The 23236-nt window shown below is 69.3% G+C and carries 26 protein-coding genes; 17 read left to right on the top strand and 9 right to left on the bottom strand.

The annotated features are described in order from the left end of the window. Window positions 1-30: 30 nt before the first annotated feature. Window positions 31-1344 (bottom strand): NAD(P)/FAD-dependent oxidoreductase, encoded by a 1314-nt coding sequence (locus tag U3A55_RS02710; RefSeq protein ID WP_330989988.1) that lies wholly within the window; start codon window positions 1342-1344, stop codon window positions 31-33. Window positions 1345-1382: 38 nt separating this feature from the next. Continuing rightward, a complete protein-coding gene (locus tag U3A55_RS02705) occupies window positions 1383-1553 on the bottom strand; it encodes a hypothetical protein (RefSeq protein ID WP_330989987.1) in 171 nt (56 codons plus the stop codon). Between the two features lie 137 nt (window positions 1554-1690). Between U3A55_RS02705 and U3A55_RS02700 the strand changes: the two genes are divergently transcribed. After that, on the top strand, window positions 1691-2566 hold the full coding sequence (locus U3A55_RS02700) for a homoserine kinase (RefSeq protein WP_330989986.1): 876 nt from the start codon (window positions 1691-1693) through the stop codon (window positions 2564-2566). Window positions 2567-2618: 52 nt separating this feature from the next. Further along, on the top strand, window positions 2619-3806 hold the full coding sequence (locus U3A55_RS02695) for a PQQ-binding-like beta-propeller repeat protein (protein ID WP_330989985.1): 1188 nt from the start codon (window positions 2619-2621) through the stop codon (window positions 3804-3806). Window positions 3807-3836: 30 nt separating this feature from the next. Here U3A55_RS02695 and pdxS read toward each other — a convergent pair whose 3' ends face one another. After that, complete coding sequence (gene pdxS, locus U3A55_RS02690; protein WP_330989984.1) at window positions 3837-4745, bottom strand: pyridoxal 5'-phosphate synthase lyase subunit PdxS; 909 nt, start codon at window positions 4743-4745, stop codon at window positions 3837-3839. Between the two features lie 130 nt (window positions 4746-4875). Between pdxS and U3A55_RS02685 the strand changes: the two genes are divergently transcribed. Beyond that, a complete protein-coding gene (locus tag U3A55_RS02685) occupies window positions 4876-5541 on the top strand; it encodes a DUF1405 domain-containing protein (protein ID WP_330989983.1) in 666 nt (221 codons plus the stop codon). 60 nt (window positions 5542-5601) lie between these two features. After that, entirely contained in the window at window positions 5602-5829 is a 228-nt protein-coding gene (locus U3A55_RS02680) for a hypothetical protein (protein ID WP_330989982.1), read from the top strand. On the opposite strand, the gene U3A55_RS02675 is transcribed toward U3A55_RS02680, so the two are convergent. Continuing rightward, on the bottom strand, window positions 5826-6713 hold the full coding sequence (locus U3A55_RS02675; protein ID WP_330989981.1) for an HFX_2341 family transcriptional regulator: 888 nt from the start codon (window positions 6711-6713) through the stop codon (window positions 5826-5828). The genes U3A55_RS02680 and U3A55_RS02675 overlap by 4 nt on opposite strands. Before the next feature lie 59 nt (window positions 6714-6772). On the opposite strand from U3A55_RS02675, the gene U3A55_RS02670 reads away from it, so the two are divergent. The 3 genes from U3A55_RS02670 (at window position 6773) to dnaG (ending at window position 9905) form a co-directional block, all read left to right on the top strand. Beyond that, a complete protein-coding gene (locus tag U3A55_RS02670) occupies window positions 6773-7051 on the top strand; it encodes a PadR family transcriptional regulator (protein WP_330989980.1) in 279 nt (92 codons plus the stop codon). 83 nt (window positions 7052-7134) lie between these two features. After that, window positions 7135-8553, top strand: a complete 1419-nt coding sequence (locus U3A55_RS02665; RefSeq protein ID WP_330989979.1) for an MFS transporter — start codon at window positions 7135-7137, stop codon at window positions 8551-8553. 53 nt (window positions 8554-8606) lie between these two features. Beyond that, window positions 8607-9905 (top strand): DNA primase DnaG, encoded by a 1299-nt coding sequence (gene dnaG / locus U3A55_RS02660; RefSeq protein WP_330989978.1) that lies wholly within the window; start codon window positions 8607-8609, stop codon window positions 9903-9905. On the opposite strand, the gene U3A55_RS02655 is transcribed toward dnaG, so the two are convergent. Continuing rightward, a complete protein-coding gene (locus U3A55_RS02655; protein WP_330989977.1) occupies window positions 9897-11195 on the bottom strand; it encodes a DUF92 domain-containing protein in 1299 nt (432 codons plus the stop codon). The genes dnaG and U3A55_RS02655 overlap by 9 nt on opposite strands. A gap of 83 nt (window positions 11196-11278) precedes the next feature. On the opposite strand from U3A55_RS02655, the gene U3A55_RS02650 reads away from it, so the two are divergent. Continuing rightward, on the top strand, window positions 11279-11887 hold the full coding sequence (locus U3A55_RS02650) for an undecaprenyl diphosphate synthase family protein (protein WP_330989976.1): 609 nt from the start codon (window positions 11279-11281) through the stop codon (window positions 11885-11887). Between the two features lie 354 nt (window positions 11888-12241). Continuing rightward, window positions 12242-12841: a DUF5789 family protein gene (locus U3A55_RS02645; protein WP_330989975.1), complete on the top strand. Its 600-nt coding sequence runs from the start codon at window positions 12242-12244 to the stop codon at window positions 12839-12841. Between the two features lie 42 nt (window positions 12842-12883). Here U3A55_RS02645 and uppS read toward each other — a convergent pair whose 3' ends face one another. Beyond that, window positions 12884-13783 carry a polyprenyl diphosphate synthase gene (gene uppS / locus U3A55_RS02640; protein ID WP_330989974.1) on the bottom strand — a complete coding sequence of 300 codons (900 nt, stop codon included), beginning with the start codon at window positions 13781-13783 and terminating at the stop codon, window positions 12884-12886. Between the two features lie 92 nt (window positions 13784-13875). Between uppS and U3A55_RS02635 the strand changes: the two genes are divergently transcribed. The 7 genes from U3A55_RS02635 to U3A55_RS02605 are packed head-to-tail and all read left to right on the top strand — an operon-like array spanning window position 13876 to window position 18725. Continuing rightward, window positions 13876-14292, top strand: a complete 417-nt coding sequence (locus tag U3A55_RS02635) for a DUF5778 family protein (RefSeq protein WP_330989973.1) — start codon at window positions 13876-13878, stop codon at window positions 14290-14292. A gap of 46 nt (window positions 14293-14338) precedes the next feature. Next, a complete protein-coding gene (gene ahbB, locus U3A55_RS02630; RefSeq protein WP_330989972.1) occupies window positions 14339-15409 on the top strand; it encodes a siroheme decarboxylase subunit beta in 1071 nt (356 codons plus the stop codon). Then, window positions 15410-16063 carry a precorrin-2 dehydrogenase/sirohydrochlorin ferrochelatase family protein gene (locus U3A55_RS02625; protein ID WP_330989971.1) on the top strand — a complete coding sequence of 218 codons (654 nt, stop codon included), beginning with the start codon at window positions 15410-15412 and terminating at the stop codon, window positions 16061-16063. It abuts the gene before it with no gap. Beyond that, the gene (gene hemA / locus U3A55_RS02620; RefSeq protein WP_330989970.1) at window positions 16060-17361 is read left to right on the top strand and encodes a glutamyl-tRNA reductase; all 1302 of its coding nucleotides are present in this window, start codon (window positions 16060-16062) and stop codon (window positions 17359-17361) included. The genes U3A55_RS02625 and hemA overlap by 4 nt, the downstream gene beginning before the upstream one ends. Window positions 17362-17398: 37 nt before the next feature. After that, window positions 17399-17674, top strand: coding sequence for a 4a-hydroxytetrahydrobiopterin dehydratase (locus U3A55_RS02615; RefSeq protein ID WP_330989969.1), 276 nt, complete (start codon window positions 17399-17401; stop codon window positions 17672-17674). Next, on the top strand, window positions 17675-18040 hold the full coding sequence (gene lwrS / locus U3A55_RS02610; RefSeq protein ID WP_330989968.1) for an LWR-salt protein: 366 nt from the start codon (window positions 17675-17677) through the stop codon (window positions 18038-18040). A gap of 40 nt (window positions 18041-18080) precedes the next feature. Then, window positions 18081-18725 (top strand): HAD family hydrolase, encoded by a 645-nt coding sequence (locus U3A55_RS02605; protein ID WP_330989967.1) that lies wholly within the window; start codon window positions 18081-18083, stop codon window positions 18723-18725. On the opposite strand, the gene U3A55_RS02600 is transcribed toward U3A55_RS02605, so the two are convergent. Genes U3A55_RS02600 through U3A55_RS02590 form a run of 3 tightly spaced genes read right to left on the bottom strand, consistent with a single transcriptional unit; the run spans window position 18705 to window position 22800 of the window. Then, on the bottom strand, window positions 18705-19730 hold the full coding sequence (locus U3A55_RS02600) for a dipeptidase (RefSeq protein ID WP_330989966.1): 1026 nt from the start codon (window positions 19728-19730) through the stop codon (window positions 18705-18707). The genes U3A55_RS02605 and U3A55_RS02600 overlap by 21 nt on opposite strands. Continuing rightward, window positions 19727-21598 (bottom strand): molybdopterin biosynthesis protein, encoded by a 1872-nt coding sequence (locus U3A55_RS02595; RefSeq protein ID WP_330989965.1) that lies wholly within the window; start codon window positions 21596-21598, stop codon window positions 19727-19729. Before U3A55_RS02595 ends, U3A55_RS02600 begins: the two co-directional genes overlap by 4 nt. Continuing rightward, window positions 21595-22800 (bottom strand): molybdopterin molybdotransferase MoeA, encoded by a 1206-nt coding sequence (locus U3A55_RS02590; protein ID WP_330989964.1) that lies wholly within the window; start codon window positions 22798-22800, stop codon window positions 21595-21597. Before U3A55_RS02590 ends, U3A55_RS02595 begins: the two co-directional genes overlap by 4 nt. A gap of 88 nt (window positions 22801-22888) precedes the next feature. Here U3A55_RS02590 and U3A55_RS02585 point away from each other — a divergent pair, with 88 nt between their 5' ends. After that, window positions 22889-23236, top strand: a complete 348-nt coding sequence (locus tag U3A55_RS02585; protein WP_330989963.1) for an Hsp20/alpha crystallin family protein — start codon at window positions 22889-22891, stop codon at window positions 23234-23236.

Here is a 23236-nt window from a genome sequence, read left to right as displayed (position 1 = left end):
GCTAGCGGGAAAAGTCCATCGGTCACCACGCTACTGCGTCTCGACGATCAGATCGGCGCACTCGTAGCCGGCGACGATACCGCCGTTGAGGCTGCGCTCGGGGTACTGGGCGCGACTCGCCATGCCCGCGTAGTAGACGCCGTCGGCCACCTCGTCCGAGAGGTCGTAGGGGACGACCATGTCGAGGTAGCCACGCTCGTACACCGGCGCGGTCCGCGGGTTTCGCGCGGTCCGAATCCAGTTCACGGACTCGCGGTCGAACGCGGGGAACAGGTCCTCGATGCCGGAAAGCCACAGTTCCTCCACCTCGTCGTCGTCCATCTGCCAGACAGCCTCCTCGGGGCTCTGGATGTACTTCGGGACGTAGAGGAGGTGTTCGCCGCCGTAGTTCGACTGCGGGATGAAGTTCGTGTGCTCGATGAGCGCGCCAAAGGGCGCGTCGTCCCCGATGTTCAGCCAGTAGGTGTCCGTGAGGGACTCGTCCATCGAAATCACGGAGCAGACGGTGCCCTGGAACTCGATGTCGCACTCGTAGCCGGTGAGCGCTTCGAGGACGTTCGGCATCGCCGCGACGACCACGTCGTCCACGTCGTGCGTCTCCGTCTCGCCCTCAACGTCGACGGAGAGCGAGGTGGCGGCGCCGTCGGCGAACCCGACGTTCGTCACGCGCGCGTTCGTCGTGATGTTCTCCCGACCGACGTCCGCGACGAGGCGGTCGAGCAACTGCCCGAACCCGCCGTCGAGGTAGCCCAGCGGCTCCCCGCGCAGCAGGTCGCGCTCGCCCCGGAACTTGACGCGGCCGAGCAGCCACGCCGCCGACACGTCCTCCTTCCGACTGCCGAACTTCGCGTTCAGGAGGGGTTCGAAGAAGTTCTCGTACACGCCGCGCGTGGTGTATTCGAGCAGGAACTCCTTGATGGGAACGTCCTCGAAGTCTTCGAGGTTCTCGTACGTGTCGAAGGAGGGGATGCCGCCGCGCACGTCGACTTCGAGCGTGAGCATCGCGAGGCGGAACGTGTCGTAGAGGCTGAGGTGGGGGTAGGCGAGGATCTCCCAGGGCTTATCGAGCGGGTGGACGGTGCCGTCCATGTAGTAGGCGTTCTTCCCGATGGGCCAGTCGAGGTCGTCGGAGAGGCCGAGGTCGTCGATGAGGTCGACGATGGTCTCCTCGCTCGCGGAGAGGTGGTGGTAGTACTTCTCGATGGGGTCGCCGGCCGTCTCGTAGGTCGCGGCCAGCCCGCCGAGCGCGTCCGACGCCTCGAACACGCGCACGTCCTCCCCGTGGGCTTGCAGGCGTCGAGCGGCCGCGAGACCCGCGATACCGCCGCCGACGATGCCAATCATGTCCAATGCTCCGCGAGCGGCGCGGTTTACGGTTACGGTTACGGCGGGAGGAACGCGAGGAGCGGCAACACCAGCGCCAGGAACGTGGTTCCGAGCAGGAGTAGGGCGACCAGCACCGCGAACCACCGACGACCGTGCCCGCGGACGCTCGGGACCTCGCTCGGATAGTACGGCGAGAGGGGGTTGCGGCCGTCGTCCGACGGAGTCATGCTATGAATTGTCAACCCGGAGATTGATAACTCTCCGGGTGGGTTTGGTCTCAGACACTGCCCGGTCGTGTCTGCTGGGAGACGCCGTCCCCGGGATACCCGCTAGTCTTTTCCCCCCGCCCTCGCTACTCCGTGCCATGATTACGGTACGGGCGCCCGCGACGAGCGCGAACCTGGGGAGTGGCTTCGACGTGTTCGGGGTGGCGCTCGACCGACCCGCGGACTACGTCACCGTCGAGCGCGCGGAAGCGACGACGCTCGAAATCGAGGGGTACGGGAGCGAGTACATCCCGACCGACCCCGCGCGGAACACGGCGGGCGTGGTCGCGCGCGAACTCGACGCCCCCGCTCACATCACCATCGAGAAGGGCGTCCGGCCGTCGTCGGGACTGGGGTCGTCGGCCGCGAGCGCCGCCGCCGCCGCCGTCGCGTTGAACGAGCTCTACGACTGCGGCCTCACGACGGAGGAACTCGTCCGCGTCGCCGCGGAGGGCGAAGCGGCGGTCTCGGGGGAGGCGCACGCGGACAACGTCGCGCCCGCCATCCTCGGCGGGTTCACTATCGTCCGCGACGACGGCGTCACGTCCATTCCCACGGACGTGTCGCTCGTCGCCTGCCTCCCCGAAATCGTCGTCTCCACCCGGGACGCGCGCCGCGTCGTCCCCGACTCCGTCGCCATCGAGGACCTCGTCGACACCGTCGGGAGCGCCGCGACGCTCACCGCGGGCTTCGAGCAGGACGACCCCGTGCTCGTCGGCCGCGGCATGCGAGAACACGTCGTCACCCCCGCACGCGCCGCGCTCATCGACGGCTACGCGCGCGCCGTCGACCACGCCAAGAAAGCCGGCGCGACCGGCGCGACCATCTCCGGGTCCGGCCCGAGCGTCCTCGCCGTCTGCTACCCCGGCCGCCAGCGCGAGGTCGCGTCCGCGCTCATCGAGGGATTCAACGAGGAAGGCGTGGACGCCCGCGCCTACCAGTCCGGCGTCGGCACCGGCGCAGAAATACTGTAAGTATCCTATTCCCGATAGCTTTTTTTAATCCGCGTCGTTCGTAGTCGTAGTCATGCCCCTCCAGCGACGAGAAATACTCGCGGCCGGTATGCTCGCGCTCTCCGGGTGTAGCGCGCTCGGCCGAACCGACGACGCCAGTGAACGAATCAGCGGGCCGTCCGGCTGGGAGTCGTACGGCCGAGAATCGACGCATCGGGCGAGCTACGCCGCGGGGTCGGTTCCGTCGAGTCCGCCCGAAACCGAGCGGTCGTACGGCCTGCGGGGGTCGGTCGCCACGTCGCCGGTCGCGTCCGAGACCCACCTCGTCGTCGGCGACCAGCACGGGCTGCGTCTCGTTCCGTTCGCGGACGACGCGCTCGCGCGGCGAATCGAGACGCAGGGCAGGGTCGCCGCGACGCCGTGCCTCGACGGCGAACGAGTGTACGTCACCACCGAGCGCAGTCACGACGGGACGAGCACGGCGCACGTCTCCGCGATGAGCGAGAGCGCGGGGACGCTGTGGGAGACGCCGCTCTCGGCGGGGAGCGTGCCGATGCCGACGCTCGGCGACGGCGGGCTGTTCGTGCGGTCCGCGGACGCGTACCTCGCGCTCGACGCCGACTCGGGGGAGGTGCGCTGGCGGAACGCGAACGCGGACCACATGTCCGCGGACGACTTCCTGGCGTTCGAGAACGTCGGGCCGGCGGTCGGCAGCGACCTCGTGGTGTTCCCCGACGCGGCCGGAATCACCGCCGTCGACCCGGCGGACGGGAGCGTCCGGTGGCGGCGCACACTCCGGAAGGTACGGTCGTGTCCGACGATCGCCGACGGAACCGTCTACGTCTCGGACGTACGGTCTGGCGTGCACGCGTTCGACGCCGCGACCGGCGACCGGGAGTGGACGTGGAGGGCGACGGGGTGCTGGTCGCCGCCCGCGGTGGCGCACGACCGCGTGTACGTAACGGACCCCGACGATGTCGTCGCGCTCGACGTGCGTACCGGCGATGTCGCGTGGCGAATGGGCGAGCACGGACTGCACGGCTCGGTACATTCGGGCATCAGCGTCGTCGGAGACATGGTTCTCGCCAGTTCCCGGGGGTTCGGCCTGGCGAGCGTTCGGACGGAACAGAGCGACGGGGACGCCGGAACGATAGCGTGGTCGCTCGCGGGAGACGGGTTCAACACGCCGATAGCCGTCGGGGACCGCATCGCGTTCGTCGACTACGTTGGGGACGAGCCGTCACTCCGCGTCCTGCAGTAACCGGCGTCACGAAAGAGAAAATCGACCGAGTCAGTTCCCGCGGCCCTGCATCTTCTCCTCCTCGGGGAGGTCGACGTTCGCCTCGCCCTTCATGCCGCTCCCGATGTCGGAGGCGATTTCGGCGAGGCGTTCGGGGTCGTCGTAGTTGTTGACGGCGTCGACGATGGCGCGCCCCATCTTCTCGGGGTCTTCCGCGCCGAAGATACCGCTGCCGACGAAGATGCCGTCGCACTCGTGGTGCATCATCAGCGCGGCGTCCGCGGGCGTGGCGATGCCGCCCGCGGCGAAGTTCACGACGGGGAGCCGACCCATTTCGGCGGTCTCGTGCACGAGGTCGTTCGGGGCTTCGTGCTCGCGCGCCCACATCTCGCGCTCCTCGTAGTTCATGCCCTCCAGCTTCCGAATCGCGCTCTTGATGGTGCGCTGGTGGTGGACGGCCTGATTCACGTCCCCGGTGCCGGCTTCGCCCTTCGTCCGAATCATCGCCGCGCCCTCGTGGATGCGTCGCAGGGCTTCCCCCAGATTTCGAGCGCCGCAGACGAACGGCGCGGTGAAGTCGCGCTTGTCGATGTGGTACGTGTCGTCCGCGGGCGTGAGCACCTCGGACTCGTCTATCATGTCCGCGCCCGCGACCTCCATGATTTCGGCTTCCTTCCGGTGGCCGATGCGGACCTTCCCCATCACGGGGATGGAGACCTCGTCGATGACCTCCTGAATCCCGCTCGGGTCGGCCATCCGCGCGACGCCGCCGCGCTTGCGGATGTCCGCGGGGACGGCTTCGAGGTGCATCACCGCGACAGCGCCCGCGTCCTCCGCGATGCGCGCCTGCTCGCGGTTCACCACGTCCATGATGACGCCGCCCTTCTGCATCCGCGCGAACCCGCGCTTCACGAGGTCGGTTCCGCGCTTTAACTCCTCGATGTCGGTCTCCTCGCTCATACACGACAGTTCCGCCGGGAGTACCTTAACGCGTCTGGTTACCCGAACGAACTACCGCGACCGCGGGCGGTCGGCCGCGACCGACCGCCGATACCGCAGACGCTTTGATGCAGTCCGTCGATGCCCCGGTATGACGATTCCGGCGCGCAACGACCTCCCGCGGTACGTCGCGCCCCTCCCCGCGTGGCTCGAAGACCTCGCGTTCCGCCTGCTCCCGCTCATCGTGCTCGTGAACCTCGTCGGCACCGTCTTCGGGTTCTGGTACTACCGCTTCCAGCTCGAAAGCACGCCCCTGGTCGCGTGGGCCGTCGTTCCGGACAGCCCCGTGGCGACGCTCTTCATCGGCCTCTCGCTCGCCGCGTACCGGCTCGACTGGGACGCGGAGTGGCTGCACGCGCTCGCCTTCTTCGGCTGCATCAAACTCGGGCTGTGGACGCCGTTCGTCCAGCTCGTCGTGAACGGCCAGGGAGAACTCTGGTGGGCGATGTACTGGTTCCTCGTCCTGAGCCACGCCGCGATGGCCGTCGAGGCGTTCGTGATTCACCGGTACGCGTCATTCTCGATTCCCGCGGTCGCGCTCGCCGCCGGCTGGTACTGGTTCAACGACGTGGTGGACTACTTCGCCCCCCTCGTCGGCGACTTCCACCACACGACCCTCCGCGCGGAGTACGTCGCCGGCGCCATCGACCACTCCCTTCGCGCGCACGACCTCGCCGCCGTCGCCGCCCTCAGCCTCACCCTGCTCGCGACGTTCCTCGCGCTCGCGACACGAGCTGAGAAGCTGAAGCGCGCCTGAACCAGACAGCTTGTTTCATCGACCCAACATGGCTATATACGCTCGTCGAGCAACCCGTGTATGGGCGAACGCGCGGGCTATCCACCAAGCCTCACTAGCCTCATCAGCCGACTCCCCTGGACCGTTCAGGCCGCCCTCGTGTTGGTCGCGGGCGCGTATTGCGCGGGCGAACTGACCGATACGCTCCCGTACCGCGTACCGAGCGACGTGTTCGCGGTCGCGTTCTTCGCGTTCGCCGCTTACCAGTTCGTGCGGCTGGTCGGAATGAGTCGGGAGCGGCGCCGTTAGTCGTTCTCGTGGGCGCGAACCCAGAGTTCTCCGATTCGTGAGAGGCGAGTGCGGTGGGATTTCCCCTCGCGTTCCTGTTCGATGTAGCCCTTCCCGCCCGGCCCCAGTCTGTCGACGTTGTAGATGACTTTCGAGCGGAAGGAGTCGGTGTACTCCTCGCCCAGGTCGCTCGCGAGGGTTTCGGCGAGATCGCTGACGCTCGCGAACTCGCCGTGTTCGCCGAGCGTGAAGAGCACGAGTTCCTCGAAGGGCTTGACGTTCGAGAAGGACGCGACGGGGATTTCGACGACGTGCCGGCCGTCGATTTCCTTCGCGCCGATGGTGGTGCCGCGTTCGTCGAACTCGTCGAGGAGGGCGCGCGCGCTCTCGACGCGCTCGGTGATTCGGTCGCCGTCCACGTCGCCGGCGTCGAGGTCGGAGAGCAACTCGATTTCTTTCCGGAGTTCCTCGGCGAGTTCGGTTTCGAGGTACTTCTCGGGGGCCGTGTAGTAGGTGTGGATGCGCGAGCGGTCTTCCTCGCGTTCGACGGCGAGCGAGTGCGCGGCGGTCGCGAACGCGAACGAGACGGTGCGCGGCATCGAGGCGATGTTCACCCAGACCTCGCCGCCGGAGTCGAGTTCCTCGGCGATGAGGTCGAACGCTTGCGCGAACGCGGCGTCGTAGTCGTACACGTCGCTCACCGACACCCGGTCGGTCTCCGCGCCGAGGAGGTTCTCGAAGTCCTGTTCGAGTTTCTCCGCGAGGTGCTGGGAGTACTCGACGTTCGCCTCGCTCCCGACCGCCCCTTCGAGGAGGACGACGCGGTCCACGTCGAGTCTGTCGCGGACGAGCGGCGCGATGAGCCGGTCGTAGTCGAACCCGACCGGGATGACGTGCGTCTGCATACCCGGTCGTGGGGTCGTGAACGGCAAAAGACTACTCGTCGGCGCTCGACGGTCGGGGTATGTCTCGATGGTTGCAGTCGGGGTTGCGGCGGGACGTGTGCATCACTATCGCCGGCTTGGACGACCCGACGGTGAGCGGCGTGAAGCGCGCGCTGGAGAAGCGCTACGAGAGCCGGGTGCGGCCGAAGACGTACCACGGTGCTATCGACGGCCTCGAATCGCAGGGGCTCGTGGAGCGGACGGCGGACGGCGCGCACGAGCGCGTGGCGCTCACGGAGACCGGGGCGGCGGACTTGCGCGCGCAGTTCGAATGGATGGCGGACACGCTCGCCGATTGAAGAAAAATATTCTCCGACATCGGATATCGAACAGGTAGTCGCAATCTTTTTGGGGTATTGAATCGTCGGTGCCGAGTACGCGAATGTCCGAACAACGAAGCGTTCCGGTGTCGGCGGTGTTAGACAGGATTCCCGTCGGTGCGTTCCACCGCCGCCTCCTCGCCATCTGCGGGACGGCGTGGGCGTTCGACGGCATGGAAGTCATCCTCATCAGCTTCACCCTCCCCGTCCTCCTCGACGCGTGGAGCCTCAGCGGCCTCACCGCGGGCTTCCTCGGGTCCGCGAGCCTCATGGGCATGGTCGTCGGGAACTGGGGCTGGGGGTACTTCGCTGACCAGTACGGCCGCAAACCCGCGTTCCAGTGGACCGTCCTCACCTACGCGGTGTTCGCCGGCCTCACCGCGCTCGCCGTCGGCTTCTACAGCGGGTTCGCCCTCCGCTTCCTGACCGGCGTCGGACTGGGCGGCGCGCTCGCAGTGGACACCTCCTACCTCTCCGAACACCTCCCCACGAACCGCCGCGGCAGGTACCTGGTGTACCTCGACGCGTTCTGGCCGCTCGGCTACGGGCTCGCCGTCGGCCTCGCGTGGTTCTTCCTCGCCTTCCTCCCCTCGGGCGGCACCGTCTCAGTGCCCGTATTCGGCGCGGTGGAGGGCTGGCGGCTCCTGTTCGTCGCGTCCGCCCTCCCCGGCCTCCTCGTGTTCGTCATCCGCACCCAGCTCTCGGAGACCCCGTACTACCTCGCACGCACGGGGAACGTCGACGCCGCGAACGACCGCCTGCGCGCCATCGCGGAGGAGAACGGCGAGGACGTGGAACTCATCGACGCGGACGACGTGACGCCGATGGACTCCCCCGGCTTCCGCCGGCTGTTCGAGGACGACATCCGCGCACAGACGGCGATGATTTCGGCGGCGTGGTTCGCCATCAACTTCGGGTACTACGGCGTGTTCATCTGGCTCCCACAGACGTTCGGCGCGAGCGGCACCGTCCCCTCCCTCGAATTCGCGGGCCTGACGTTCGGCGGCGTCTACGTCTACTTCCTCCTCATCGCGCTCGTCCAGTTCCCCGGCTACCTGAGCGCCGCCTACCTCGTCGAGAAAGTCGGGCGAAAACTCACGCTCGGCACCTACCTGCTCGCGTCCGGCGCGTTCACGTTCGTGTTCGCGAGCGCGATGCCGGGCGCGGGGTTCGGCCTCGGAATTTCGGGATTCTGGGCGTTCTTCCTCGCGCTCCTCGCGTCCTCCTTCTTCACGCTCGGCGCGTGGGGCGCTATCTACGCGTACACGCCCGAACTCTTCCCCACGGAAGCCCGGGCGACCGGGAACGGTTTCGCGGGCGGCGTCGGGAAGATAGCGGCCGTCATCGGCCCCATCCTCGCCGGCGCGCTCGTCGAGGTCGGCTACCTCGTCGCGCTCACCCCGCTCGCCGTCGCGTTCGCGCTCGGCGGCCTCGTCGTCCTCCTATTCGGCCGTGAGACGAAGGGCGAACCCCTGACCTAGCGGCGACGACAGGTATTTCCATCGCCGTCACGAATTTTTTCCCGACACCGCCGATGGAAGACACCGCGAAATACCTCATCCACGCCGAGTTCACCGCCGACGGCGTTATCGAACGCAGCGACGTGGTCGGCGCCGCCTTCGGGCAGACCGAGGGCTTGCTCGGGGACGACCTCGACATCCCCGACCTCCAGAACTCGTCGAAGCTCGGGCGCATCGACGTGAGCGTCGAGCACGTCGAGGGTCGTTCCACCGGCACCATCACCATCGCGTCCAGCATGGATCGCGTCGAAACCGCCGTCCTCGCCGCGGCGCTGGAGGCGGTCGAACGCATCGGTCCATGTCGCGCGAGCGTCCACACCACCGACATCGAGGACGTGCGCGCCGCGAAACGCCGCGAGGTGAAAGAACGCGCAAAGGAACTCCTCGCGACCGCGTTCGACGACGGCGTGCTCGACAGCGACGAAATCCTGAACGAAGTCCGGGAGTCCGTGAAGGAAGCGGACATCACGGAGTACGAGGGGCTGCCGGCGGGCCCCCACGTCGCATCCTCGGACGCGGTCGTCGTCGTGGAGGGACGCTCTGACGTGAAACGCCTGCTCCGATACGGCGTGAAGAACGCTATCGCGGTCGAGGGGACGAACGTCCCCGACGCCGTCGCCGACCTCACACGGGAGCGCACGACCACCGTCTTCCTGGACGGCGACCGCGGCGGCGACCTCATCCGCCGCGAACTCGAACAGGTGGGGGAAATCGACTACGTCGCTCGCGCGCCCGACGACGAGTCCGTGGAAGACCTCACACGGGAGCAAGTGGACGCCGCGCTCCGGAACAAGACGCCGTACGCGAGCGCGGACCCCGTCCCCACCGCGGTGACGGACGGCAGCACCGAAACCGTCCCCGCACCGGCGGCGACGCCGACCGACGCGCCGTCGAAACCATCCACCGACGCGCCGCCCGAACCCGCATCAGGCGGAGAATCCGACGACGAACGCGAGGACGGCGCGAGCGGGACCGACGACGACGATACGGTTTCGGCGTCAGCGGAGGCGGCGGAGCCGGCGGAGCCGGCGTCGCTAGCGGACCTCGCGGCGAGCGTCGCGGGGTCGGGCGACGCCCACTTTTTCGACGGCGAGCGTGCGGAACTCGATGTGGTCGCGGCGAGCGAGGTGTTCGACGCGCTCGTCGACGCGGAGCCGGTGCCGGCGCTGGTCGTGCTGGACGGCGCGGTGACGCAGCGCGTGCTGGACGTGGCGGCGCAGCGCGGCGTCGGCCGGATCGTCGGGACGGAGCGCGGCGAGTACGTGAAACAGCCCGCGGCGGTCCGGGTGCACACGGTTTCCGAGTTAGAGTAACAGGAGTGCGAGGACGGCGGCGGCGACGCCGCCGGACGCGGTGGCGATGAAGTTCACGGACTGATTTCCGAACAGCCCGCCTTCGAGCGTCGCGCCGACGAGGCTGTCGACCGTCATACCGACGAGGCCGCCCGCGGCGACGAGCAGCGCGCCGAACACGGGAAGGGAGAACGCGGCGAGGGCGATGGCGGCGATGAGTGCGGCGCCCGCGACGCCGGCGAGTTCGCCCTGCCAGGTGACGCCGCCGTCCGTCCCGGGTTCGACGGGTTTGAGCGTGGTGAGGAGGCGGGGCGGCCCGTAGAGGCCGCCGATTTCGCTCGACAGCGTGTCGGCGAGCGCGGTGGCGACGCTCCCGAGGTAGGCGTAGAGGAAGACGTGCGCGCCCCACGGGAGGTGGTCGGCGGACGCGAACAGGAGGAGCGCGACGAGCGCGGCGGCGGAGTTCCCGAGGACGTTCCCGCTGCCGCGCGCGCCCTCGTTCTCCTCGGCGACGCCCCGGGATTTCTTCTCCTCGTAGCGGTACTTGGTGGCGAAGCTTCCGAGGCCGAAGAACGTGATGAGGACGGCGAACCAGCCGTAGCCGCCGAGGACGACGGCGAGCAGGCCGAGGAAGACGCCGGTGAGGAGGCCGGGAATGGAGCTGGAGCCGACGACGAAGGAGAGCGCGCCGAACCCGACAGTGAGCGCGAGCGCGACGCCGATGCGCTCCCAGGAGACCGGGTCGGCGACGGTCCAGAACAGCCAGAGGAGGAGGGCGATGACGGCGAGGAGGAGGGGGGAGTCGCGTTCGGTGAAGACGGCGCGGAGGAGCGCGGCGAGCAGCGCGGCGGTCGTGGCGAAGAAGGCGTACGTCGGCGGTGTGGCGGCTGTCGCGCCGGCCTCGACGACCGCGAGCTGGCCGAGGAACGCGGCGGTCGTGCCGAGGACGGCGAACCCGGCGGTCGCGTACACGCGGGACTCCCGGATATCGAGGACGGCGCGGTAGCCGAGGTCGCCGAACGTGAGCGCGAGCACGGTCGCGACGTAGACGACGACGGGGAGGTCGACGGCGGGCAGGAGAACGGCGAGACCGGCGCTGGCGAGAGCGAACCCGACGAACGTCCGGAGGCGTTCCGCGTGTTCGTCCCAGGGGAACGCGAGCAGTCGGAAGACGGGGCCGTCCCGGACGACGTACGCGGCGGCCGCCACCGCGGCGAACGGCGCGGCGGTGAACGGGCCGAGGAAGGGGGCGGTGAGCGCGAGGAGACTGCAGAACGCGTACGCCGCCGCCCGCCGAAGCGGGAGAGTCACGGTATCGGCGTTGCTTCACTTGCGCCGCACTTAAGGCTCCCGAACAGCGGAGGGGTTTAGGCCGCTGGCCGTGGAGACGGGATGTGGGCGTCTACGACCACTACCTCGCGCTCCGCGTGCGCCGGGACGGCGCGCCGACCCCCGACCACGTCGCGCTCGTCATCACCGAACGCGACCTCCTCGAACAGGGCGCGTACGGCACGCTCAGTGACGCGTTCGCGTGGGCGTTTGACTACGGCGCGGAGCGCGTGACGGTGTACGTGAGCGTGCTCGACGAAGCCGCCGTTCCGACGCTCGAACGCGAGCTCGCCGGCATTGACGCACCCCGCGAGGTCGCCGTTCGCGGCCCCGGCGACACCGAGCGCGCCGACGCGCCGATTCAGATTTCAGTGGGTCTCGGCGGGAAACACGAGTTCGCGGACGCCGTCCAGTCCATCGCCGAATCCGTCGACTCCGGCGACCTCACGCCGGACGACGTGGACGAGTCCGAAATCGAGTCCCGCCTCGTCTTCCCCGACGAACCCGACCTCGTCGTCAAAACAGGCGCGGAGCGGCTCAGCGACTTCATGATATGGCAGTCCGTCTACGCCGAACTCTACTTCACCGACGTGAACTGGCGGGACTTCCGGAAGCGCGACTACCTCCGCGCGATACGGGATTACCAGAACCGCCAGCGGAGGTTTGGCCGCTAGGCCAAACTCAGCAGGGCCTGCGGCCCTGCGCTAATTCGGTCGCTAGACCGAATTCAGTGAATCTCCGATTCACAGTAGTTTGGACAGTGAGCGTCAGCGAACCGTCCAAACTTAGCAAGGCCGCAGGTCTTGCACAAGTTCGGTCGCTAGACCGAATTCGGCAAATCTCCGATTTGCGTTAGTTCGGCCGGTGAATCGAGCTCGGTGGACCCGGGTTCTCGCGAGCGCGGAGTGGTGACGCGGAGTACCGGCGCTCTGGTTTGTACTGGTCGTGTATCACGCACTCAGCGGGCTGGAACGGCTGGGGCCGTCGTCGACCATAGTGGTATCCGGCTGGAGAGCGAAGTGGGATGAATGGCGGACGACAAGCGCGGACGAGACAAGCAAGCACAGGACGCCGACCGACGCCAGCGGGAGCGAGAGGTCGATATGGAGCTAGAGCGGGGGGACGAACGCGAACCACCGGCCGATGAAGCGGACCTCAGCGACCTCGAAACCGAGCTCGACGTGTTGGAGTTCCCGGCGACGGGGGCCGAAGTCGTCGCGGCGGTCGGCGACCGCGAAATCGAATCGGTCGCGCGTGACTACAGTCTCGCCGATGTCGTCCCGGAGACGGACGCGGACGTGTACGATTCGCCGACCGCCGTCCGGGCGCAGGTACGACGGCCGACAGTCGCCGCGGCGATGAAGCGAGTCGTCGAAGCCAGCAGGGCGCTCCAGGACGCCGAGTTCGGGTGGACGCAGCGAAACGCGTACGAGATGACGTTCCAGGAGCTCGAAGCCATCGACGCCGACGACGACGACGACGGGATTCGCGTCGTCGGCGACTGGGTCGTCGACCGAATCCACGAGAAAGACGCTCTCCCGAGTTCCCGGGCGGTGCGCCGGCGAGCGGCGGAGTTCTGTCGCGCGAACGGCTATCAGGTCCGGAGCGACGAGTGGCTTGGTGTCTAGACCGCGACAGTTCAGCCGGTATCGGCTATACCAGGTCGCGCGCTAGTCCGCGGGTTCTTCGTCGGGGAGGTCGACGGTGTGGCGGGCGCGGAGGCGGTCGATGATGGCGCGGGCGTCGTCGAGTTCGGCGCTGCCGAACGCGCGGACGAGGGCGACGGCGCGTTCGAGGCGGGCGCGCTGCCAGGATTTCTCGCGGGCCTGGTAGGTGCGGATGCCGCGGAGGAAGTCGATTTTGGAGAATTCGGGCCAGTAGGGTGCGCAGAAGTAGACGGCGGCCTCGCTGCCGTTGGCGTGCCAGGGGAGGAAGTTGGAGGTGCGTTCGTCGCCGCCGGTGCGGATGATGAGGTCCACGTCGCGGACGCGGTCGGGGTGGAGGCGTTCCTGGATTTCGTCCACGGTCACGTCGTCGGGCGTGAGGTCGCCGGACTGCACCGAGCGGGCGACGTCGCGGGCGGCACCGAGGAGTTCGGCGCGGCCGCCGTACGCGAGCGCGACGTTGAGCGTGAAGCCGTCGTAGCCCCGCGTTCGGCGGTCCGCGTACGCGATGGCGTCCCGGACGCGGGGCGGGAGGCGGTCGGTTTCGCCGATGGCGCGCACGCGGACGCGGCGGTCGTGGACGCGGTCTGCGTCCGCGAACTCGTGGAGTTTCTCGGTGAGGAGGTCGAAGAGGTGTTCCTGCTGTTCCTCGGGGCGTTCGAAGTTCTCGGTGGAGAACGCGTAGAGTGTGAGTTCTTCGACGCCGAGGTCGGCGCACCAGTCCAGCATCTCCTCCGTGGTGCGCGCGCCGGCCTGGTAGCCGTCGGTGGCTTCGTCGCCGCGTTCGCGGGCGTACCGGCGGTTGCCGTCCTGGATGACGGCGACGTGTTCGGGCGCGCCGTCGACCTCGCGGGAGAGCAGTCGCTCGTAGCCCGCGCGGACGCGGCGGCGCAGCCAGTCTCGCATCACCAGTCCGTCGGCAGCGGAGGGGTATCAGCCTTCTGGAGTCGCGGACGGGGACCGTGAGACGTATGGCGCGCTCTCCCCCACTCCCGGGTATGACGGAGACGCTGAACGCGGATCTCTACCGGCGCGCGGTCGAACTCCTCAAGCCCGGGGACATCGAGCTTCACGGCGCGGTCGTGCACACGAGCCTGACCGGCGAGGAGGAGAGCATGATGCACCAGCTCACGCTCGACGCGGGCGACGCCATCTCCGCGCACGTCACCGACGAGGACACGTACGTCTACTCGGGGAACGACAGCGACGACTTCGGCGTGAACCAGCACCACGGCCGCACCATCGACGGCGACGAGTTCGTCTGGGAGTGCCAGCAGCTCATGCGGGAGGGGACGTACGACGTGGTGCTGTACTGGGAGGCGACGGACGACCACGACGCCGTCCTCGACGCCCTGCGCGAGGTCGAGAACGCGGACGAGGTCGTCGGCGTGACGGACGAGGAGTACTTCGCGTAGCCGGGGAACGGGTGGTCTTATCTGTATCCGCGCCCCAATCGGGTGTATGACAGAGACGGACCTCGACGACCGGGAGCGCGCGGTCATCAACGCGTTCCAGGGGGGGTTTCCGGTCGTCCGTCATCCGTTCGAGCCGGCCGCGGAGGCGCTCTGCGGGCGGGGTATCGACGTGGACGCCGCGGACCTCGTGGAGCTGGTTCGGGAGTTGGACGACGACGGTGTGTTGACGCGGTTCGGCGCGCTCATCAACGCCGAGGAGATCGGCGGGCAGGCGACGCTGGTGGCGATGCACGCGCCCGAGGACGAGTTCGAGGAGATAGCGGAACTGGTGAACGACCACCGGGAGGTCGCGCACAACTACGAGCGCGAACACCCCTACCTGAACATGTGGTTCGTGCTGTCCGTCGCGGACGAAGCGCGCGTCGACGACGTTCTCGCGGAAATCGAAGCGGAGACGGGACAGGAGACGTACAATCTGCCGAAGCAGCGAGAGTTCCGGGTGGAGGCGAAGTTCCTCGTCGACGGGCCGATTCAGGAGGGGGACGTGGACCTCTCGCACCTCGGGCCGAGTCCCGACCGGAGTGATAGGGGCGTGTTGACGCCGGCCGAGCGCGACCTCGTGCTCGCGATTCAGGACGGCCTCCCGATAACGTCGACGCCGTACGCGGACGTGGCGGACGACATCGGGCAGGACGCGGAGTGGGTAGTGGAGACGCTCCGGCGGTTCAACGAGGAGGGGAAGGTCAGGCGGGTGGGCGTGATTCCGAACCACTACGCGCTCGGGTACACGGAGAACGGGATGACAGTGTGGGACGTGCCGGACGACGCCGTGTCGGAGGTCGGGCCGGCGGTCGCGGGTCTCGATTTCGTGACGCACTGTTACGAGCGGCCGCGCCACGAGGGCGTGTGGCCGTACAACTTCTTCGCGATGACGCACGGCCGCAGCGAGGCGGAGAGCGAGGAGCGCATCCAGCAGGTGCGAGAGGTGATGAGCGAGTACTGGGAGGTCAGCGAGGACGACTGGGACACGCTGTTCTCGACGCGAATACTGAAGAAGACGGGGATTCGGATGGCGGAGCGCGCGGACGCGAACACGGAGACGGAATCGGGGGCGTAGATGGCGCTGCTGGCGCACGACTTCACGGGCGAGACCGTGCTGGTGTTCGGCGGCGGGCGCGTCGGCGCGCGGAAGGCCCGTCATTTCGCGAGCGAGGCGGACGTGATAGTCGTGAGTCCCGCGTTCGCGGACGCGGGGTTCGCGGACGCCGAACTCGTCCGGGACGCGCCCGACCCCGACGATGTCCGCGAGTGGGTGGCGCGCGTCGACCCCGTGCTCGTGGTCGCGGCGACCGATTCGGCGGGCGTGAACGACGCAGCGGCCGCGGCGGCGCGCGACCACGGCGCGCTCGTGAATCGCGCGGACGAGTCCGGCGGCCGGTCGGCGGGGAGCGTGACCGTGCCCGCGACCGTCGAGGACGACCCGGTTACGGTGGCGATTTCGACGGGCGGGTCGAGTCCGGCGCTCGCGAAGCACCTCCGGGAACGCGTCGAGGACGAGATAGCGGGCGCGGGCGGGATGGCGGAGCTCTCGGGGACGGTGCGTGAGGAACTGAAGGCCGCTGGCGTTCCGCCCGAGGACCGGCGGAGGGCGGTGCGGCGGCTGGTGCGAGCGCCGTCGGTTTGGAAGGCTTTACGTACGCGTGGGGCGAATCCTCGCCAACAAGCCGAGGTCGTCCTCGCGGACGAACTCGGGGAGCAGTACACACCGTGAACGGGAACATGGGCGTCATCGCGGGCGTGCGCGTCTCGCACGACCACGCGACCCTGGACGACATCGAGGCCGCCAGACTCGGGAGCGACGCGGACGCGGTCGGCGCGCTGCTCGACGAGCCGGGCGTCCGGGAGGCGTTCGTCGTGCAGACGTGTCACCGCGTGGAGGGGTACGTCGTGGCGGACGACGAGTCCACCGGAGACCGCGCGCTCGCCGCCGTCTTCGGGGACGCGCCCGTCGTCGGCATGAACCACGAGGCGAGCCTCCGCCACCTCCTCCGGGTCGCCGCCGGCCTCGAATCCGTCGTGCTCGGCGAGGACCAAATCATGGGACAGCTCCGCGACGCGTTCGAGGGGGCGCGCGCCGCGGACGCCATCGGTCCCGTGCTCCGCGAGGCCGTGACGAAGGCGTTACACGTCGGGGAGCGCGCGCGGAACGAGACCACAATCAACGAGGGCGTGGTGAGTCTCGGGAGCGCGGCGACCCGGCTCGCGGACCGCGAGACCGGACTGGCGGGCGCGAGCGCTCTCGTCGTCGGCGCGGGAGAGATGGGCGCGCTCGCCGCGAAGGCGTTCGACGCGAGCGACGCGGAGAACCTCGTCGTCGCGAACCGCACCGTCACGCACGCCGAGTGGGTGCTCGAAGAACTGGAGACGGCGAGCGCGGCGGTGAGCCTGGACGCGCTCTCGGAGCACGTCGCGTCCGCGGACGTGGTCGTCACCGCCACCGGGAGCGACGACCCCGTCGTGACGAAGCGAACCGTGCAGGGCGCGGGCGAGACGTTCCTCGTCGACCTCGGTCAGCCCCGGGACGTGGCGCCCGCCGTTTCGGAGGTCGAGGACGTGTCGGTGCGCGACCTGGACGACATCGAGGCGGTGACGGAGGCGACGCGCGATAAGCGCGCTGACGCCGCCCGCGAGGTCGAACGCATCGTCACGGAGGAGTTCGAGCGGTTGCTCGCGCAGTACAAGCGAAAGCGCGCGGACGAAGTTATCGCGACGATGTACGAGAGCGCGGAACGCCTGAAGGCGCGCGAACTCGACACCGCGTTCTCGAAACTCGACGCGGAGGACGAGTTGAGTGACGACCAGCGCGAGACGGTGGAGGCGCTCGCGGACTCCCTCGTCTCCCAGATTCTCGCCGCGCCGACGCGGAGTCTGCGTGACGCGGCGGAGGACGACGACTGGCAGACCATCGCGACCGCGCTCGAACTGTTCGACCCCGACCTCGACGGCAGCAGTCCGCTCGCGGACGCCGACCCGAGCGCGTGGGCAGCCGCGGAGACCGAGGACGACTAGCGAGTACTGTTTTGGGGCTGGCGCGGGACGTTCTGGTATGGCAGAACTACTCAGTGACGACGAGGTGGAGAACCGTCTGCCGGAGGGCTGGACACGCGACGGCGACGAAATCGTGCGCGTGTTCGAGTTCGACGACTACCTCGAGGGCGTCGCGTTCGCGTCCGAAATCGGCGAACTCGCGGAAGAGGAGTTCCATCACCCCGAAATCGTGATTCGGTACAAGGAGGTCGCGGTGCGCTTCACGAGCCACGAGGAGGGCGGTATCACGGGGAAGGACATCGAACTGGCGGAGGAGTCGAACGCGCTCCGATAGATGGACGCGCGCTACGTCTTCCACGTGCGGTTTCGCGTCGAACCCACACGGGACGTGTCCGTGGAGCCGAACGAGTTCGAGACGCGGATGTACCGGGCGGCCGACACTCCCGGGGACTCCGGGTGGCTGTTCTTCCGGGACAACCTCTGGCGGGGCGAACTCGAGGACAGGAAGCACTTCCGGGAACTCACGGAGGACGCGCTGGACGTGCCCGTGCTCGCCGTCGAGTACCGTGGGTTCGAGACGGACGACGAGTACTACGAGGCGTTCACGGACGAAATCGAATCCAACCTCGACGTGTTCAAGGCCGACGCCGTCTCCGAGGTCGTGAACAAGTACTTCGGGAGCAGCGTAGAGAAGCAGTAGAGCCGGAGGTACTTACGCGTCCGCGCCCTTTCTGGAGTTGATGGCGGCGTCTGAGTACGAGTACTGGCTGTTCGACCTCGATGGAACGCTGGTGGACGTGGAGTGGTCGTACGCGCGAGAGGTGTTCGACGAGGTCGGGGAGCGCCTCGGCACGGCGTTCTCGGACCGCGAGGCGGAGATTCTGTGGCACGGCCTCGGCGGGAGTCGGGACGACCAGCTAGAGGCGTGGGGGTACGACGCGGACGCGTTCTGGACGGCGCTCGACGCCGTGGAGGACCCGGCGGCGCGCGCGGAGGCGACGTACCTGCACGAGGACGCGGCCGCGCTGGCGGATCTCGACCGCCCCACCGGTCTCGTCACGCACTGCGCGGAGTTCCTCGCGGAGCCCGTGCTGGACCACCTCGACATCGCGGACTGGTTCGACACCCGGCTCTGTTGTTCGCCGGAGACCGGATACAAGCCGGACCCGCGGCCGCTCGAACTCGCGATATCCGAGCTGGGCGTCCAGCCGGGAACGCACGGCGTCTACGTGGGGGACGGGCAGGCGGACGTGACGGCGGCGGCGAACGCGGGCCTGCACGGCGTGCACGTGGAACGCCACGACCCCGGCGTCCGGGGGCGGTGCGTGCTCGGCGACCGCCGAACGAATCGCGTGGACGCCCTCCTACAGGACGCCGCCGAGTAGGCGCCGCCAGTTCTCCCGGCAGATTTTCTCCAGGTCGTCCTCGTCGAAGCCGGCGTCGCGGAGCGCGTCGAACAGGACCGGGAGGTCTGTCACGTCGTCGAGTTCGTCCACGAGGCTCGCGCCGTCGAAGTCGGAGCCGAGCGCGACATGGTCGACGCCGACGGTGTCCGCGACGTGGGCGGCGTGCGCGGCGATGTCGTGGACGCTCGCGCTCGCGTCGGGGTCGGGGCGGTCGGCGTAGCTGCTCGCGCCGAACGTCAATCCGATAACGCCGCCCTCGTCCGCGACGGCGCGGAGCTGGTCGTCCGTGAGGTTCCGCGAGTGCGGGGTGACGGCGTGCGCGGCGGTGTGCGTGACCGCCATCGCCGAGTCGAGTTCGACGAGGGTGTCGCGGAGCGTCGCGGCGTTCATGTGCGCGCCGTCCACAAGGATGCCGCGGTCGTCGCACGCGCGGACGAGGCGGCGGCCCGCGTCGGTCAGGCCGTCGCCGGTGTCGGTGTCGCTCGGGTACTGGAAGGGGACGCCGTGCCCGAAGTCGTTCGGGCGGCTCCAGACGGGGCCGAGCGACCGGACGCCGAGCGAGTAGAGGAAGTCGAGGTTCGAGAGGTCGGGAGCAACGGCTTCCGCGCCCTCCAAGTGGGGTATCGCGCCGAGCGCGGCCCCGTCGCGGCAGGCGTCGAGGTCGTCGGACGTGGTGACGATTCGGAGGCCGTCGAGTTCGCGGGCGGCGCGGTGGAGGAGGGAGAGCATCCGGTAGACGCTGTCCCGCGCGGTCTCGAAGTCGGGCGTCGGCGCGAACGGATAGCGATAGGACTCGGCTTCGACGACCGGGTCGGGCATCTCGGGACTGGGCGGGAAGGCGGCGAAAAAGGCCGCGGAGAGGCCGCTCTCCCGGGCGCGTTCGAGGTCGAGGTGGCCGCCCGTTCGCGCGCGGAGGGCAGCGACGGGGTCGGCGGCGTCGACGCACTGGAGGAGCACGTCGGTGTGGCCGTCGATGGCGGTCATCGGTCGTACCCCGGGAGGTCCGCGAGTACTTCGTCGAGGTCGGAGAGCGCCGTGGTGAGCGCGCTGACGCCGGGTTTCTCGCGGCGGTCGGGATTCACGAAGACGCGGACGCGTTCCGTCCCGAGCGGGACGAAGTCGAGTCCGAGGTCGTCGGCGGTCGCGCGCAGGCCGAGACCGGCGTCCGCGCGGCCCTCCAGGACTTTTCGCGGGGGGCTTGCGTGCGCCTTCACGGTGAAGTCGTAGCCGTCGATTCGGTCCGTGAGGGAGTCGGTGTCGCGGTCGACCGCGAGGTCGTCGAGCGCAGCGTCGAGCGACGTTCGGAGCCCGGATTCCGTCGTTCGGTTGACGAACCGGTAGTCGCCGTCGACGAGGGCGGCGAGGCTGTCGGGGCCGTCCGGGGCGGTGACGAGCCCCCACTCGCGGGTCCACGCGGCGAGCTCGTCGCCCGCCACGTCGCGGTCGAGCGGGCCGCTGGCGACGGCGATGTCGGGGAGTCCGTCTCGGAGTCGGCGGAGGCCCTCGCGCGTGCCGAAGGAGAGGTAGCGCGGCCCTCGAACGTTGTCGAGGACGCGGGAGAGCGCGGGGTCGTCCTCGCCGACGCCGAGGAGGGCGGGCGGGCGTACGTCCGGCGAGAACAACTGGACCTCCACGCGCTCGCCCTCGTCGAGGTAATCGGTGTCCGCGTCCACGGTGACGACGCCGTCCGCCTCGACGAGGCTGGTGGTCGCGCCGCTCCCCTTGTCCACGGGATAGACGAGCGTGCCGCCGTCGCCGTCGGTGACGAGACCGACCGGCATGAGGCGGGTGCGGCCCTCGCCGTAGCGCTCGCGCGCGCTCATCCGACCGTGAACGGTCGCGGAGGGCGGGGTGGGCTGGCCGGCAGCGTCCCGGATTTTGGGGGCGACGAACGCCCGGAAGATGGTGAGCGCGCTCACGGGGTAGCCGGGGAGGCCGACGTACGCGCTCCCGCCGAGTTCGCCGACGAGCATCGGCTTCCCGGGTTTGACGGCGACGCCGTGCAGGAGGAGGTCGCCGCGGTCCTCCACGACCCGATAGACCACGTCGACGGCGCTCGCGCTCGTGGACCCGGAGGAGAGCACGAGGTCGCACTCGTCGGCCGCAGTGCGGAGCTGGCGTTCCATCTCCGCCTCGTCGTCGCCCGCGTGCGGGTAGAGCACGGGGTCGCCGCCCGCCTCCTCGACACCGGCGGCGATGGTGTACGTGTTCACGTCGTGGATTTCGCCGCGCGAGGAGTCGAGGGGTTCGCCCGGTCGGACGAGTTCGTCGCCCGTGGAGACGATGCCGACGCGGGGTTTCGCTCGGACGGGGACGTCCGCGACGCCGAGCGCGGACAGGAGGCCGATTTCGCGTGACGTGAGGCGGGTTCCGGGGCCGAGCGCGCGCTCGCCCGCCGCCACGTCCGCGCCCGCGACCATCACGTCCTCGCCGGGCGCGACCGCCGTGCGAACCTCGATGCGGTCGCCCGAGTCGCGTTCGGCGGTGCGTTCGACCATCACGACCGCGTCCGCGCCGTCCGGGACGACCGCGCCAGTCGACACCTCGACGCACTCGCCCGCGGAGATCGACACGTCCGGCGTCTCGCCCGCGTGCACAGTCCCAATCCGGTCGAGGACGACCGGATCTGCTTCGGTCGCGCCGAACGTGTCGCGGGCGCGCACCGCGTAGCCGTCCATCGACGCGCGGTCGAAGCCCGGAACGTCGAGGTCGGCGTCCACGCGCTCCGAGAGCACGCGGCCGCGGGCGTCCTCCAGCGGGACGAGTTCGGTTCCCGGAGAGATATCGAGGCCGGAAACGACCTCGCGCGCCTCCGCAATCGACGACAGGTCGCGGAACTCCTTGCGGGTCATCGCTCGCCCTCCCAGAATTCGACGGTGACAGTCTCGCCGGCGGCGTAGCCCTCCACGTCCTCGGGGACGGCGACCCAGCCGTCGGAGAGCGCGACCGAGGAGAGGATGCCCGACCCCGAGGTCCGCACGGGCGTCGCCACGTCGTCCGCGACGGTGACGCGCGCGAACGTCCGCGTGCCGGGTTCGCTCGCGAGTTTCCGGTCGAGCGTCACCTCTCGACCGGGAGGGGGCGTGGGTTCGAAGCCGCCGGCCCACGCGATTGCGGGTCGGAGGAACTGGACGGCGTTGACGATGCAGGCAACCGGATAGCCGGGGAGCATCACGACGAGCGTTCCCTCGACGCGGCCGAACGCGACGGGGTGGCCGGGTTTGAGCGCGACGCCGTGCACGAGCACCTCCCCGAGGTCGGCGACGACGTCGGGGACGAGGTCGCGTTCGCCGACCGACGACCCGCCCGTCGTCACCACGATGTCGGCGTCCAGGTCGCGCTCGATGGCGTCGCGGAGCGCCGCGGCGTCGTCCGTCACCACGTCCCGGTATCGACTCGTGCCGCCCCAGCGTTCGACGAGCCGGGAGACGGTGAGGCCGTTCGTCTCCACCATCTCGCCCGGCCCGGGGTCGGCGTCCACGAGCTCCTCGCCCGTCGGAATCACCGCGACCGACGGGCGCTCGAACACGTCCACGGCATCGACTCCGGTGCCGCGGAGGAGGCCTAAATCGCTCGGGCGGAGGCGGTGGCCGGCGTCGAACAGCGGCGTTCCCGCCGATACGTCCTCGCCGGCGGGACCGACGTTCTCGCCCTCGGCGACGGCGTCGAACACCTCGATTTCGTCGCCGACCTCGGTGAGGTGTTCGACCATCACGACGGCGTCCGCGCCCTCGGGGAGGGCGCTGCCCGTGTGGACGCGCACAGCCTCATCCGACCCCACGTCGCCCTGGGTTTCGCGGAGAACGGCGGGCGAGCGGTCGCCCGCGCCGAAGGTGTCGCGGGCGCGGACGGCGTACCCGTCCATCGCGGCGCGGTCGTAATGTGGTACGTCGCGCGCTGCGGTGACGGACTCGGCGAGCGCGCGGCCGTCCGCGTCGGCGAGCGGGACGCGCTCCGCGCGGCCGTGTGGGTCGACGACCTCGCGGAGGGTGTCGACGGCGTCCGCGAGGCGGGTTCGGTTCTTGAACCCGGCCTCGTGGCGGTCTGCGTTCATACCCCCGTATTGGGCCGTGGGCCGTCTAAAGCCAGCGGGTCGCGGAACGCCCGTCGGTTTTTTCGACCCGGCGCGCGAAGGCGTGGGTATGACTGGCTTCCGCGACGCGCTCCGCGAACTGCCGGACGCCGTTTCCGTGGACCTCCTCGAATCCGAGGACGCCTACCGGGTCGTCGTCGACGTCCCGGGCGCGACCGCCGACACCACCGACGTGCGCGTGGCGGACGGCATACTGCGCGTGGAGGCGCGCCGCGAGAAGGACGCCCCCGAGGGCTTTTCCTACCACCGGGAGGACCGCGCGCTCTTCCTGGACGCGGACCTCCCGCTTCCGCCGGACGCGACGGACGCGGACGCGACGGCGTCGATTGACGGCGGCGTGCTGACCGTGACGCTCCCGAAGACGGGGCGCGGCCGCGAGATAGCCATCGAGGGCTGA

Source organism: Salarchaeum sp. III (assembly GCF_036418315.1).
GTDB lineage: Archaea > Halobacteriota > Halobacteria > Halobacteriales > Halobacteriaceae > Salarchaeum.
This window is presented reverse-complemented; position numbering and strand designations above follow the sequence as displayed.

Bases quoted from the DNA above. Each gene is read 5' to 3' on its own strand.
- U3A55_RS02705 (WP_330989987.1), bottom strand. From the start codon at position 1,553: ATGACTCCGTCGGACGACGGCCGCAACCCCCTCTCGCCGTACTATCCG.
- uppS (WP_330989974.1), bottom strand. From the start codon at position 13,783: ATGCGAGACTGGCTGCGCCGCCGCGTCCGCGCGGGCTACGAGCGACTG.
- U3A55_RS02670 (WP_330989980.1), top strand. From the start codon at position 6,773: ATGTCTCGATGGTTGCAGTCGGGGTTGCGGCGGGACGTGTGCATCACT.
- ahbB (WP_330989972.1), top strand. From the start codon at position 14,339: ATGACAGAGACGGACCTCGACGACCGGGAGCGCGCGGTCATCAACGCG.
- U3A55_RS02600 (WP_330989966.1), bottom strand. From the start codon at position 19,730: ATGACCGCCATCGACGGCCACACCGACGTGCTCCTCCAGTGCGTCGAC.
- U3A55_RS02605 (WP_330989967.1), top strand. From the start codon at position 18,081: ATGGCGGCGTCTGAGTACGAGTACTGGCTGTTCGACCTCGATGGAACG.
- U3A55_RS02695 (WP_330989985.1), top strand. From the start codon at position 2,619: ATGCCCCTCCAGCGACGAGAAATACTCGCGGCCGGTATGCTCGCGCTC.
- U3A55_RS02710 (WP_330989988.1), bottom strand. From the start codon at position 1,344: ATGATTGGCATCGTCGGCGGCGGTATCGCGGGTCTCGCGGCCGCTCGA.
- U3A55_RS02645 (WP_330989975.1), top strand. From the start codon at position 12,242: ATGGCGGACGACAAGCGCGGACGAGACAAGCAAGCACAGGACGCCGAC.
- pdxS (WP_330989984.1), bottom strand. From the start codon at position 4,745: ATGAGCGAGGAGACCGACATCGAGGAGTTAAAGCGCGGAACCGACCTC.
- U3A55_RS02680 (WP_330989982.1), top strand. From the start codon at position 5,602: ATGGGCGAACGCGCGGGCTATCCACCAAGCCTCACTAGCCTCATCAGC.
- dnaG (WP_330989978.1), top strand. From the start codon at position 8,607: ATGGAAGACACCGCGAAATACCTCATCCACGCCGAGTTCACCGCCGAC.
- lwrS (WP_330989968.1), top strand. From the start codon at position 17,675: ATGGACGCGCGCTACGTCTTCCACGTGCGGTTTCGCGTCGAACCCACA.
- U3A55_RS02585 (WP_330989963.1), top strand. From the start codon at position 22,889: ATGACTGGCTTCCGCGACGCGCTCCGCGAACTGCCGGACGCCGTTTCC.
- U3A55_RS02675 (WP_330989981.1), bottom strand. From the start codon at position 6,713: ATGCAGACGCACGTCATCCCGGTCGGGTTCGACTACGACCGGCTCATC.
- U3A55_RS02595 (WP_330989965.1), bottom strand. From the start codon at position 21,598: ATGACCCGCAAGGAGTTCCGCGACCTGTCGTCGATTGCGGAGGCGCGC.
- U3A55_RS02685 (WP_330989983.1), top strand. From the start codon at position 4,876: ATGACGATTCCGGCGCGCAACGACCTCCCGCGGTACGTCGCGCCCCTC.
- U3A55_RS02635 (WP_330989973.1), top strand. From the start codon at position 13,876: ATGACGGAGACGCTGAACGCGGATCTCTACCGGCGCGCGGTCGAACTC.
- U3A55_RS02665 (WP_330989979.1), top strand. From the start codon at position 7,135: ATGTCCGAACAACGAAGCGTTCCGGTGTCGGCGGTGTTAGACAGGATT.
- U3A55_RS02615 (WP_330989969.1), top strand. From the start codon at position 17,399: ATGGCAGAACTACTCAGTGACGACGAGGTGGAGAACCGTCTGCCGGAG.
- U3A55_RS02590 (WP_330989964.1), bottom strand. From the start codon at position 22,800: ATGAACGCAGACCGCCACGAGGCCGGGTTCAAGAACCGAACCCGCCTC.
- U3A55_RS02625 (WP_330989971.1), top strand. From the start codon at position 15,410: ATGGCGCTGCTGGCGCACGACTTCACGGGCGAGACCGTGCTGGTGTTC.
- U3A55_RS02700 (WP_330989986.1), top strand. From the start codon at position 1,691: ATGATTACGGTACGGGCGCCCGCGACGAGCGCGAACCTGGGGAGTGGC.